The organism is Protaetiibacter sp. SSC-01, assembly GCF_014483895.1.
Classification (GTDB): domain Bacteria; phylum Actinomycetota; class Actinomycetes; order Actinomycetales; family Microbacteriaceae; genus Homoserinibacter.
In genome coordinates this window covers 2,044,991-2,056,654 of the sequence record NZ_CP059987.1, presented here as the reverse complement: position 1 = coordinate 2,056,654, position 11,664 = coordinate 2,044,991, and the positions used below count along the sequence as shown (strand labels likewise).

Sequence of the window (11,664 nt, the reverse complement as noted above, 5' to 3'; positions counted from 1 at the left end):
TTGTAAACGGCGGAGGAGGCATCGTGGCGGTCTATCTCGACCACGCCGCGACCTCGCCCATGACGGACGAGGTGCTCGCGGCGTACACCGACGCGCTCCGCGTCGTCGGCAATCCCGCGTCGATCCACGGTGCCGGCCAGGCCGCCCGCGAGCTGCTCGAGACGGGCCGCGAGCAGGTGGCCGGCGCGCTCGGCGTCGACCCCGTCGAGGTCGTGCTGACCGGGGGTGGCACCGAGTCGGTCAACCTCGCGGTCAAGGGGATGTTCTGGGCGCGCAACCGGGGTGCGCGGCGTCCGCGCGTCATCGCGCCGCTCGGCGAGCACCACGCGACGCTCGACGCGGTCGAGTGGCTCGCGCGGCACGAGGGCGCGCGCGTCGACTGGGTCGAGCTGGATGCCGAGGGGCGCATCCGTCTCGACGCGCTCGCCGCGGCGCTCGCGACCGACCCCGAGGAGGTCGCGCTCGTGACGGCGCTGTGGGCCAACAACGAGGTCGGCACGGTGCAGCCGGTCGCCGAGCTCGTCGCCCTCGCGCACCGCTACGGCGCGCCCGTGCACCTCGACGCCGTCGCGGCGTTCGGGCAGGTGCCCGTCGACGTGCACGCGGTGGGGGCGGATGCCGTGTCGGTCTCGGCGCACAAGGTCGGCGGCCCGGTGGGCGTCGGCGCGCTCGCGCTCGTGCGCACGGCGACGGTCGAGCCGCTCCTGCACGGCGGCGATCAGCAGCGCGGACGTTCGGGCACGCAGGATGCCGCGGGGGCCGTCGCGTTCGGCGTCGCGGCTTCGCGCGCCGTCGCGGAGCTTCCGCTCGCGCGCGTCGCGGAGGGGCGGGATCGGCTCGTCGCGGGGGTGCTCGACTCCGTCTCGGGCGCCGTGCTCCGGGGCGCGCCCGCGGGGGAGGGGCGACTGCCCGGGAACGCGCACTTCACCTTCGCGGGCGCCGACGGCGACGCCCTGCTCTACCTGCTCGACGCATCCGGGATCGCCGTCTCGACGGGGTCGGCGTGCCAGGCGGGCGTGCCGGAGCTCTCGCACGTGCTGCTCGCGATGGGCGTGCCCGAGGCGGAGGCCCGCGGCGCCCTGCGCATCACCCTCGGCCACGACACCTCGGATGCCGACGTCGACGCCTTCCTCGCCGCCCTCCCGACCGCGGTCGAGCGCGCCCGGGCCGCCGCATCCTGAGGCGACGGCCGAGGCGGGCGAGGGTCAGCGGGTGACGCGGGAGAGGAAGTCGAGGGTGCTCGCGAGGGCAGCCTGGGCGTCGTCGCCGTCGAGGTGGAACTGGTACTCGTGCCCGAGCGCCGGGGTGTGGTCGGCGGCGTAGAAGACGCGCGTCACGTCGACGCCGAGCTCCTCGAGCCGATTCGCCATCGGCACCGACTGCAGCCACGTGAGGCCGTCGGCGTTGCCGCCCGAGATCCACGTCGGCGGGAAGTCCGCGGTCGCGAACTCGAGTGACGACATGAGCGTGCCGGGTGCCTCCGACGACCAGTCCTTCGTGCCCGTGTAGGCCCACAGCGCCGACTTGAAGCCCCACGACACGATCCCGTTGAGCTTCGCCATGCCGTCGAGCTCGTACACGCCGCAGTTGAGCACGGCGCCCACGAGCTGCTCGGCCCGCAGCGCCGGACGGATGCCGACGAGCTGCGCGTACTCGGGGTTCGTGATCATCGCCGCGAGCTGGCTCGCGAGCTGCCCGCCCGCCGAGTCGCCCGCGAGCACGATGCGATCGGGGTCGATGTTCAGCTCGTCGGCGTTCGCGACGAGGTGCTTGAGCGCGCTGTTGAGCTGCCGCACGGCGGTCGGATAGGCCGCCTCGGGCGCGACCGTGTAGTTGAGGCCGACGGTCGTGTAGCCCTCCGCCGCGAGGATGCGCAGGTACGGCGCGACGTCGACCTTGTCGCCCGAGATCCAGGCGCCGCCGTGGATCCAGACGACCGTCGGCAGCGCATCCGTCGTGCCCTCGGGCCAGAACACGTCGAAGGTCGTGTCGTGGCCGGCGTCGCCGTAGGGCACGTCGAGCGTCTCGTGCGGCAGCGCGTCGGGCAGGTGGCGGTTCAGCTCGGCGATGTCGGCGTCGCGCCCCGACTCGAACACCCAGCGGATGACCATGGCCGACGGCCAGGGCGACGCGTTCGCCCACACGATGACGCCGAGCACGACCGCGGCGACGGATGCGAGCACGATGTGGCGGGAACGACGGAACCAGTCGGCGGTGGCGCGGGCGAGACGTCTCACGTCGTCAGGCTACGCCCGGGCGCGCGTGGAGCGGCGCACGCGGGATCGAGCGTCACGGACTCCGGATGCGGCGGACGAGCAGCACGGTCGCCGCGACCGCGCCGACGAGGGCGACGCCCGCTACGAGCCACAGCCACGTGAGGTCCTCGTCACCTCCCGTGCTCTCGCCGGGCTCGCCGGCCCCCGCCGGGATCGTGGGTCCGTCGGTATCCGGGGCGTCGGGCGCCGTGGAGGTCTGGGAGGGCGACGGCGTCGCGGGGGCCTCGGGCGCGGGAGCGGGCTCCTGCTCACCGCCCGGCGTGCCCGCGGGCGGCGGCGCTGCGGGCGGCCGGCCGGGAGCCGGAGCCGCCGCCCGCGGTGCGACCACGAGGGTGAAGTCGCGCGTCGCGGTCGTCGACTCGCCGCCGTCGGTGATCGTCGCCCGCACCGTGAACCCGACGGTGCCCGAGGCGGCGGGCGTGCCGTCGATCGTCCCGTTCGCGCGGAGAGTGAGTCCCGGGGGGAGCGCTCCGCCGACGAGCGCGTAGCTCGCGGTCGGCGTGCCGAACGCCACGATCGCGGCCTCGTACGGCGTGCCCGCGCGTGCCGTCGGCAGCTCGCCCGTCGCGAACACGGGCACCTGCGGCGTCACCGCGAGCGTGAACTGACGCTCCGCGGTCGCCTCCGAGCCCTCCTCGCCCGTCGTCGCCGTCACCGTGAAGGTCGCGTCGTCGACCGTCGCGGGGGTACCGCTGATGAGGCCGTCGGGCGAGAGGGCGAGCCCGGCCGGGAGCGCGCCGGACGTGACGGCGAAGGTCGCCGGGGGATCCGCATCCGCTGCGATCCAGGTGGCGTAGGAGACGCCGCGCAGAGCCGAGGGGAGCTGCGGGGGAGTCGTGAAGACCGGCGCGTCGGCGTCGGCGACCCCCGTGTCGGGCGGTGCCGACGCATCCGCGGCCCCTGGGTCGGGCGGAGCCGACGCTTCTGCGCTCGGGGTGGGTTCCGGGGCTTCGGCCGCGACGGCGGGCGCGTCGAGCAGCAGCACGCCGCCCATGGCGAGCGTGAGCGCGGCGAGACCCGCGAGTCCGCCGGTCGTCCGGGTGCGACGCATCCTGAAACCCCTCCGGTGGTTCCTCCATGGTTACAGAGGACCGCTCACAGCACCGGGGAGGACGCTGTGAAGCGCGGGATCCCGAAGGCGGAGAACGCAGTACGTGGAGGGGCGGACGGGAATCGAACCCGCGTAATCAGTTTGGAAGACTGAGGCTCTACCATTGAGCTACCGCCCCGGAGCCCCGCCGAGAACGGCTGGGCAACCCCGCGAGTCTAACGCAGGGGAGAGGTCGGTTCGGTCAGGCGCTCATGAGCTCGGGCGCCTCGGCGTCGATGCGCGCGGCGACGCACACGTGCGCCTCCTCCCACGCCATCGCCCAGAAGGCGCTCGACTCGATCGGGCCCGTCTCGCCGCAGTCGACGCAACGGGGCTCGAACGCGCGGATCTCCATGATGTCGATGTTCGCCATGCAGCCATGGTGCGCCCGACGTCCGACATCGGAGCGAAGGCGCGCGCGGCACCGGCTAGACTGTGCGAGGCCGTTTTCGGGCCGGATCGCGTCCGTCACCCCGCCCGACAGCCGGCTGCGAGAAGGCCCGGACATCCGGGGCGTAGCTCAGCTTGGCTAGAGTGCCCGCTTTGGGAGCGGGAGGTCGCAGGTTCAAATCCTGTCGCCCCGACGGAACATCAGCGAACAACCCCAGGAGTACATCCCCATGGTCAGCACGACCGTCGAGAAGCTGTCGCCCACGCGCGCGAAGCTCACCATCACCGTCACCCCCGAGGAGCTCAAGCCCTCGATCGAGCACGCGTACAAGCACATCGCGGAGCAGGTGAACATCCCCGGCTTCCGCAAGGGCAAGGTGCCGCCGCCCATCATCGACCAGCGCATCGGCCGCGCCGAGGTGCTCAACCACGCCGTGTCGGAGGGCCTCGAGCGCTTCTACCGCGAGGCCGCCAACGAGGAGAAGCTCCGCCCTCTGGGCCGCCCCGAGGCCGACGTCTCGACGTGGCCGAGCGAGAAGGACTTCTCGGGCGACCTCGTCTTCACCGTCGAGGTCGACGTGCGCCCCGAGTTCGAGCTCCCGAAGTACGACGGCCTCAAGGTCGAGGTGGAGTCGGTCAAGGTGGGCCCGGATGAGGTGGAGGCCGAGCTGGAGAACCTCCGCAGCCGCTTCGGCACGCTCGTGACCGTCGACCGCCCCGCCAAGAAGGGCGACTTCGCGCAGCTCGACCTCGTCGCGACGATCGGCGGCGAGGAGATCGACACCGCGTCGAACATCTCCTACGAGATCGGCTCGGGCGAGCTCATCGAGGGCATCGACGAGGCGCTCGACACCCTCACCGCGGGCGAGTCGACGACATTCGAGTCGGAGCTCGTGGGCGGCGACCACCAGGGCGAGAAGGCCCAGATCGCCGTCACGCTGCTCTCGGTCAAGGAGCGCGAGCTCCCCGAGGCCGACGACGACTTCGCGCAGATCGCGTCGCAGTTCGACACGATCGGCGAGCTCCGCAAGGACATCAAGGAGCAGCTCGAGAAGTCGGCCGAGTTCGGCCAGGCGGTCGCCGCGCGCGACAAGCTCGTCGAGCTCCTCGTCGAGAACGCCGACATCCCCGTGCCGCAGGGCCTCATCGACGACGAGGTGCACCGTCACCTCGAGAACGAGGGTCGCCTCGAGGACGACGTGCACCGCGCCGAGGTGGCCGAGGAGAGCGAGAAGGTCTTCCGCCGTCAGATCCTGCTCGACGCGATCGCCGAGAAGGAGGAGGTGAAGGTCAGCCAGAACGAGCTCACCTCCTACCTCGTGCAGGCGTCGGCTCAGTACGGCATGGAGCCGGGCGACTTCATCCAGGCGCTCGGCAACTCGGGCCAGATCCCCGCCATGGTCGGCGAGGTCGCCCGCTCGAAGGCGGTCGCCGTGGCCCTCTCGAAGGCCAAGGTCGTCGACGAGAAGGGCAAGGCGGTCGACGTCTCGGCGCTCACCGCGACCGTGCTCGGCGACGGCTCGGACGACTCCGAGATCATCGACGAGACCGACCTCGTCGGCGTGGACCACGACCACGACGACCACGAGGGTCACGAGCACTGACGTCTCACGAAGGCCCGGCCTTCTCTCGGTCTCGATACACCGCCTTCGGCGGCACTCGACCAGCGAGAGGGCCGGGCCTTCGGCGTGGCACTCGACCAGCGAGAAGGCCGGGCCTTCGGCGGCACTCGACCGGCGAGAGGGCCGGGCCTTCGGCGTGTCCGGGGGCGGGCGTAGGGTGACGGCGTGCGGTACGTGATCCTCCTGCGCGGCGTCAACGTCGGCGGCGTCGCGGTCAAGATGGCCGAGCTGCGCGAGCTGCTCGTCGAGCGCGGCTACGCCGACGTCACCACGGTGCTCGCGAGCGGCAACGCGCTCGTGACGAGCGACGCATCCGGCCGCGAGGTGAAAGCGGATATCGAGGCGGCCCTGCGGGAGCGCTTCGGCTACGACGCGTGGGTGCACGTGCTCACGACGGATGCGTTGCGCGCGATCGTCGAGGCGTACCCGTTCGAGCGCGGCCGCGACGGCTGGCACGACTACGTGCTCTTCGTGCTCGAGCCGCGCGTTGCGGACGAGCTGCTCGCGACGGAGCTCGACCCCGCGCACGAGAGCGCCGCGGCCGGCGACGGCGTCGTCTACTGGACGGTGCCTAAGGGCGACACGCTCGACTCGGTGCTCGGCAAGGCGATCGGCAAGGCCGCGTACAAGCCGCACCTCACGAGCCGCAACGTCAACACCCTCGAGCGGCTGCTGCGGTAAGACGGGCTAGAGCTCCCCGAGGAGGGCGTCCGCGTACGCCGGCACCGAGCGGTGGTAGCGGGGCAGGTGCGGCGTGAGGGCGTGCAGGAGCGCCGCGACCGCCTCGACGGGCCGCCCGAGGTCGACGAGGGCGAGCGCCGCGAAGGCGACCGCGGCATCCGCGTAGGGGTCGTCGGGCGCACGGCCCTCGAACTCCTCGCGCAGCAGCTCGAGCGACTCCTCGGGGCGGCCGAGGTTGCGCACGGTGCTCGCGAGCTGGATGACGCACTGCGCCCGCTCGTCGTCGGGGAGCCCGGATGCGAGGGCGCGTCGGTAGAACTCCTCCGCCCCCGCCTCGTCGCCGGTCGAGTCGCGCGCGCCGCCCTGCTCGAAGAGCGCGAGCGGCTCGTCCGGGTGCTCGGCCGCGATCTCGTCGATCCGCGCCACGAGCTCGGCGTCCCCGAGCGCATCCGCCTCAGCCCACACGGCCGCGATCCGCTGCTGCCAGTCCATCGCCCCAGGCTAGGCGCGGCGCGACGCTGTTGTGCAGGAGGTCGTGAGCTGTTGTGCAGGAGACCGCTGCGCGAGGCCGGGAAATCCGGGGCCAGCGGATGCCAGCGCCGCGAGATCACCTGCACAACAGCGAAGTCCTGCACAACAGCGAAGTCCTGCACAACAGCAGAAGGGAGGGGCGCGACGCGACTCTGCCCAGGGCGAACACGGCCGAGCCGCAGAATGCGCCCCGGTAGATTCGTGAGCGACATCGACACGGTGTCCATGTCGCAGATCAAGGAGCTTCCTCCCATGGCAGAACCGGCATTCCAGCCGAGCGTCTTCGACCGCCTCCTGAAGGACCGCATCATCTGGCTCGGATCCGAGGTGCGCGACGACAACGCGAACGAGATCGCGGCCAAGCTGCTGCTGCTCGCGGCGGAGGACCCCGAGAAGGATATCTACCTCTACATCAACAGCCCGGGTGGCTCGATCACGGCCGGCATGGCGATCTACGACACGATGCAGTTCATCCCGAACGACGTCGTCACGGTCGGCATCGGCATGGCCGCGTCGATGGGCCAGCTGCTGCTCACGGCGGGCACGAAGGGCAAGCGCTACATCACCCCGAACGCGCGCGTGCTCCTGCACCAGCCGCACGGCGGCTTCGGCGGCACCGCGTCCGACATCCAGACGCAGGCGCAGCTCATCCTCGACATGAAGCGCCGCCTCGCCGAGATCACGGCGGCCCAGACCGGCAAGTCGGTCGAGCAGATCAACGCCGACGGCGACCGCGACCGGTGGTTCACGGCCGAGGAGGCCCTCGAGTACGGGTTCGTCGACCACATCCGCGCCTCGGCGGCGGATGTCGTGGGCGGCGCGGGCACCGACCAGAAGTAAGCGCGAGAGAGACAAGGAACAGGATTCATGGAGACCCCCACGTTCATGGCGGGCGGAGACCTCGCCTCGCGCATGCCGCAGTCGCGCTACATCCTGCCGAGCTTCGAGGAGCGCACGGCCTACGGCTTCAAGCGCCAGGACCCCTACGCGAAGCTCTTCGAGGACCGCATCATCTTCCTCGGCGTGCAGGTCGACGACGCGTCGGCCGACGACATCATGGCCCAGCTGCTCGTGCTGGAGTCGATGGACCCCGACCGCGACATCATGATGTACATCAACTCGCCCGGCGGCTCGTTCACGGCCATGACGGCGATCTACGACACGATGCAGTACATCCGTCCGCAGGTCATGACGGTCGTGCTCGGCCAGGCCGCCTCGGCCGCCGCCGTCATCGCGGCCGCCGGCACGCCCGGCAAGCGCCTCGCGCTGCCGAACGCGCGCATCCTCATCCACCAGCCGGCGGTCGGCGAGGCGGGCCGCGGCCAGGCCTCCGACATCGAGATCCAGGCGAAGGAGATCATGCGCCTGCGCACGTGGCTCGAGGAGACGCTCTCGCGTCACTCGAACAAGTCGGTCGAGGAGATCAACGCCGACATCGAGCGCGACCGCATCCTCTCGGCCGATGAGGCCCTCGAGTACGGCCTCATCGACCAGGTGCTCTCGAGCCGCAAGAACGCGCAGGCGGCGCTGACGAAGGCCTGACGTCCTGTCGTGAGACGACCCCCGCCGGATGGTCCGGCGGGGGTCGTCCGCGTCAGGGGCGCCGGCGGGTGGCGACGAGCGCTACCGTCACGGCGATCGCGACGGCGAGCACCGCCCCCACGATCCACAGCACGTCGGCGAGCGGCACCTCGGCCGCGTCGCCGGCGTGATGACCGCCGTCCGCGGGTGGCGGGGTGCTGGCCGGGGGCGCCTCGTCCCCGCATGCGGCCGGCTGGGCGGCGCCCTCGGCGGTGGCCTCCCCGGTCCAGCTGAACGGGATCTCCCCGCCGACCGGGTGACCGTCCGCGGAGACGACCTGCCACTCGAGCGTGTAGTCGCCCGCGGGGCCGATGGCGGCACCGGTGGACATCGTGCCGTCGACGATCGTGAGGCATCCGTCGCCGAAGTAGCGGCCCTCGGCGTCGACGACGCGCAGCGCGAAGGCGGCATCCCCGGCCCCCGAGAGCAGGGTCTCGTTCATCGTCACCGAGAACTCGGCGGGCAGCTCCGACAGCGTCGACCCCGCGGCGGGCGTCGAGGCCACGAGCACGCTGTGGGCCTCCGCGGCGGGGGCCGTGACGAGCACGAGGGCGGCCCCCGCCGCGACGGTTGCTGCCGCCGCGGCGAGGGCGCGGAGGGCGCGTGTCACGCGTCGCCGCCGTCGCGGGGTGCGCGCGGGGCGACCGCGGCATCGGCCGCCCGGCGCCGCCAGACGAGCGCGAGCACGACGCCGACCGCGCCGACCGCGAGCCCGGCGATGCCGAGCACGCGTGCGAGCACGTCGACCTGGGCGGCCGACCCGTCGGCGGGGGCGTCCGCGTCGGGTGCGCTCGTCACCTCGGGCGTCGCGTGGTCGTCCGAGCCCCCGTGGTGGTCGGAGGCCGGGGCGTCGTTCACGTACAGCACGGGCGCCGGATGGTCGGCCCCGTCCTCGGTGTCGGCCCACGACACGACGCTGCCGTCGCTGTAGCCCTGGTCGACGGGCAGCACGATGCTGCCGGTGTCGGGCACGGGGCCGAGCGAGACCGGGAACAGGCCCAGCTCACCGTCGCGGAGGCCGGCCCCCGCATCCGCCGTCCACACGATGCGCGTGACGGCCTCGGTGATCGTGCCGTCGCCCACCGTGACCGGCTCGGGCAGCGTCTCGCGCACGAGCTCGGCGGTCCAGCCGGCGACGGGCACGGTGCGCACGCTCGTGAAGGGCGTGTCGGCGGGCAGGGTGAGGGTGAGCGAGACGGTCGCGGCCGTCTCCGATTCGTTGGGCGCCTTGAGGGTGAGGAGGGCGTAGCTGCCGGCCTCGGCGGTGTTCTCGTCGAACGTCACGTGCGCGCTCGCGGCGAGCGGGGAGGCGAGGGCGAGGGCCGTCGCGGCGGCGACGGCGAGGGAGGCCGCGGTGGTGCGGCGGGTGATCGAAGACATGGTTCTCCTGACGGGTGAGCGGATGCGGTCGCGTGCGCGCCGGAGGCGACCGCGAGCGGTCGGCGTCAGGCGCGGGCGGCGGCGGGCGGGCCGCGGCGGGCGATCGTGTCGAGGAGAGCGGATGCGGCGGGCACGCGCGGGGCGCGCGCGGCCGTGAGGCGGGGTGCGTCGGCGACGGGCGCGGTCGCGGCGACGCGCAGCGCGCGCACGGCGAGCCCGCCGAGCTGTGCGAGCACGGTCCACACGCGCGACTCGAGGTGGCGCAGGTAGAGCACCGTGAGCACGCCCGCGACGAGGTGGGCGATCCACATCCCGGCGCCGCCCTGCGCGATGGCCGCGCCGGGGTCGGAGGCGATCGCCGCGAGGCCGTGGTGGCCGCCCGTCGTCGCGACGGCGGCGCCCTGGCCGAGCAGCGAGAAGACGAGGTGGAAGGCGAGCTGCGAGATCGCGACGCCCGAGATCACCCGCGGGAGCGTGAGGGCGCGCCGGCCCGGGCGGAGGCGGCCGACGGCGATCGTGCCGACGGCCGTCGCGAACACACCGCCGAGCACGAGCGCGAGACCGCTCGGGGCGGGCCCGCCGCCCACGAGGTGCGACACGGCCGCGAGCACCGTCGCGACGCCGCCGAGCAGCGCACCGCGCAGCAGGCGTGCGGCTCTCGGCGTCATGTCTCCAGAGTAGTCGCGGCGTGCGAGGTGCAGGTCCGACGCCCCCGGATGCGTGCCACGCGAATCGGGGACGGCGCGCCGACACGGGAAACGCGCGAAGGCCCACCTCCGTCACCGGGACGGGTTAGGCTCTCGGTACCGCTTCGGAGGGAGACCGGCATGGCACGCATCGGAGAGAGCGCCGACCTGCTCAAATGCTCCTTCTGCGGCAAGAGCCAGAAGCAGGTTCAGCAGCTCATCGCCGGTCCGGGCGTGTACATCTGCGACGAGTGCGTCGAGCTCTGCAACGAGATCATCGAGGAGCGTCTCGCCGAGGCGGGCGAAGAGGTCACGAGCGAGTTCGACCTCCCGAAGCCCAAGGAGATCTTCAACTTCCTCGAGGAGTACGTCATCGGGCAGGAGCCCGCGAAGCGCGCTCTCTCGGTCGCGGTCTACAACCACTACAAGCGCATCCGCTCGATGCAGCAGCTCGCGCCGGCCGAGGCGAAGCGCGACGACGTCGAGATCGCCAAGTCGAACATCCTGCTCATCGGCCCCACGGGCTGCGGCAAGACCTACCTCGCTCAGACGCTCGCGAAGCGCCTCAACGTTCCGTTCGCGGTCGCGGATGCCACGGCGCTCACCGAGGCCGGGTACGTCGGCGAAGACGTCGAGAACATCCTCCTCAAGCTCATCCAGGCCGCCGACTACGACGTCAAGCGCGCCGAGACGGGCATCATCTACATCGACGAGGTCGACAAGATCGCCCGCAAGGCCGAGAACCCGTCGATCACGCGCGACGTCTCGGGCGAGGGCGTGCAGCAGGCGCTGCTCAAGATCCTCGAGGGCACGGTCGCCTCGGTTCCGCCGCAGGGCGGCCGCAAGCACCCGCACCAGGAGTTCATCCAGATCGACACGACGAACGTGCTGTTCATCGTGGCGGGTGCCTTCGCGGGCCTCGAGGAGATCATCTCGGCGCGCGTCGGCCGCCGGGGCATCGGCTTCGGCGCCCCGCTGCACAGCAAGCGCGACGAGGCCGAGCTCTTCAGCGAGGTGCTCCCGGAAGACCTGCACAAGTTCGGTCTCATCCCCGAGTTCATCGGGCGTCTCCCCGTCGTGACGACGGTGTCGCCGCTCGACCAGTCGGCGCTCATGGAGATCCTCACCGAGCCGAAGAACGCGCTCGTCAAGCAGTACCAGCGCATGTTCGAGCTCGACGGCGTGGAGCTCGAGTTCGACAAGGGCGCGCTCGAGGCGATCGCCGACCTCGCGGTGCTCCGCCAGACGGGTGCCCGCGGCCTCCGCGCGATCCTCGAGGAGGTGCTCGGGCCGATCATGTTCGAGGTGCCCTCGAGCGACGAGGTGGCCCGCGTCGTCGTGACGCGCGAGGCCGTCATCGACAACGCGGCCCCCACGATCGTGCCGCGTCCCGCGCGCCGCGCCGAGAAGTCGGCGTAGTCCCGCCC

At 72.2% G+C, this 11,664-nt stretch carries 13 protein-coding genes and 2 tRNA genes; 7 read left to right on the top strand and 8 right to left on the bottom strand.

The genetic code is table 11. From position 1 onward, the window contains the following. Positions 1–23: 23 nt before the first annotated feature. Positions 24–1,181, top strand: coding sequence for a cysteine desulfurase family protein (locus tag H4J02_RS09755; RefSeq protein ID WP_187674402.1), 1,158 nt, complete (start codon positions 24–26; stop codon positions 1,179–1,181). 24 nt (positions 1,182–1,205) lie between these two features. Here H4J02_RS09755 and H4J02_RS09750 read toward each other — a convergent pair whose 3' ends face one another. The 4 genes from H4J02_RS09750 to H4J02_RS09735 all read right to left on the bottom strand — a co-directional run bounded on the left by H4J02_RS09750 (position 1,206) and on the right by H4J02_RS09735 (position 3,739). Further along, positions 1,206–2,237: an alpha/beta hydrolase gene (locus H4J02_RS09750; protein WP_262406014.1), complete on the bottom strand. Its 1,032-nt coding sequence runs from the start codon at positions 2,235–2,237 to the stop codon at positions 1,206–1,208. A 52-nt stretch (positions 2,238–2,289) separates the two neighbouring features. Next, positions 2,290–3,327, bottom strand: coding sequence for a putative Ig domain-containing protein (locus tag H4J02_RS09745; protein ID WP_187674401.1), 1,038 nt, complete (start codon positions 3,325–3,327; stop codon positions 2,290–2,292). Between the two features lie 104 nt (positions 3,328–3,431). Beyond that, positions 3,432–3,505: transfer RNA gene (locus H4J02_RS09740), tRNA-Gly, on the bottom strand. A gap of 63 nt (positions 3,506–3,568) precedes the next feature. After that, positions 3,569–3,739, bottom strand: coding sequence for a hypothetical protein (locus H4J02_RS09735; protein ID WP_187674400.1), 171 nt, complete (start codon positions 3,737–3,739; stop codon positions 3,569–3,571). 136 nt (positions 3,740–3,875) lie between these two features. Here H4J02_RS09735 and H4J02_RS09730 point away from each other — a divergent pair. The 3 genes from H4J02_RS09730 to H4J02_RS09720 all read left to right on the top strand — a co-directional run bounded on the left by H4J02_RS09730 (position 3,876) and on the right by H4J02_RS09720 (position 6,059). Then, positions 3,876–3,950, top strand: a tRNA-Pro gene (locus H4J02_RS09730). A gap of 36 nt (positions 3,951–3,986) precedes the next feature. After that, the gene (tig, locus tag H4J02_RS09725; RefSeq protein WP_187674399.1) at positions 3,987–5,360 is read left to right on the top strand and encodes a trigger factor; all 1,374 of its coding nucleotides are present in this window, start codon (positions 3,987–3,989) and stop codon (positions 5,358–5,360) included. A gap of 183 nt (positions 5,361–5,543) precedes the next feature. Continuing rightward, positions 5,544–6,059, top strand: coding sequence for a DUF1697 domain-containing protein (locus tag H4J02_RS09720; RefSeq protein WP_187674398.1), 516 nt, complete (start codon positions 5,544–5,546; stop codon positions 6,057–6,059). A 6-nt stretch (positions 6,060–6,065) separates the two neighbouring features. Here the strand turns inward: H4J02_RS09720 and H4J02_RS09715 are convergent, their stop codons facing one another. Further along, entirely contained in the window at positions 6,066–6,551 is a 486-nt protein-coding gene (locus tag H4J02_RS09715) for a tetratricopeptide repeat protein (protein WP_187674397.1), read from the bottom strand. 291 nt (positions 6,552–6,842) lie between these two features. On the opposite strand from H4J02_RS09715, the gene H4J02_RS09710 reads away from it, so the two are divergent. Together H4J02_RS09710 and H4J02_RS09705 are read left to right on the top strand one after the other, a co-directional pair. Next, positions 6,843–7,430: an ATP-dependent Clp protease proteolytic subunit gene (locus H4J02_RS09710; protein ID WP_316250695.1), complete on the top strand. Its 588-nt coding sequence runs from the start codon at positions 6,843–6,845 to the stop codon at positions 7,428–7,430. Positions 7,431–7,457: 27 nt separating this feature from the next. Continuing rightward, positions 7,458–8,132 (top strand): ATP-dependent Clp protease proteolytic subunit, encoded by a 675-nt coding sequence (locus H4J02_RS09705; protein WP_187674396.1) that lies wholly within the window; start codon positions 7,458–7,460, stop codon positions 8,130–8,132. Positions 8,133–8,184: 52 nt separating this feature from the next. On the opposite strand, the gene H4J02_RS09700 is transcribed toward H4J02_RS09705, so the two are convergent. From H4J02_RS09700 to H4J02_RS09690, 3 genes are all read right to left on the bottom strand, one after another. Continuing rightward, positions 8,185–8,781, bottom strand: a complete 597-nt coding sequence (locus tag H4J02_RS09700) for a copper resistance CopC family protein (protein ID WP_187674395.1) — start codon at positions 8,779–8,781, stop codon at positions 8,185–8,187. Continuing rightward, on the bottom strand, positions 8,778–9,551 hold the full coding sequence (locus H4J02_RS09695) for a YcnI family protein (RefSeq protein ID WP_187674394.1): 774 nt from the start codon (positions 9,549–9,551) through the stop codon (positions 8,778–8,780). Before H4J02_RS09695 ends, H4J02_RS09700 begins: the two co-directional genes overlap by 4 nt. A gap of 65 nt (positions 9,552–9,616) precedes the next feature. Then, a complete protein-coding gene (locus H4J02_RS09690) occupies positions 9,617–10,219 on the bottom strand; it encodes a hypothetical protein (RefSeq protein WP_187674393.1) in 603 nt (200 codons plus the stop codon). A 159-nt stretch (positions 10,220–10,378) separates the two neighbouring features. On the opposite strand from H4J02_RS09690, the gene clpX reads away from it, so the two are divergent. After that, positions 10,379–11,656: an ATP-dependent Clp protease ATP-binding subunit ClpX gene (gene clpX, locus H4J02_RS09685; protein ID WP_187674392.1), complete on the top strand. Its 1,278-nt coding sequence runs from the start codon at positions 10,379–10,381 to the stop codon at positions 11,654–11,656. Positions 11,657–11,664 lie beyond the last annotated feature (8 nt).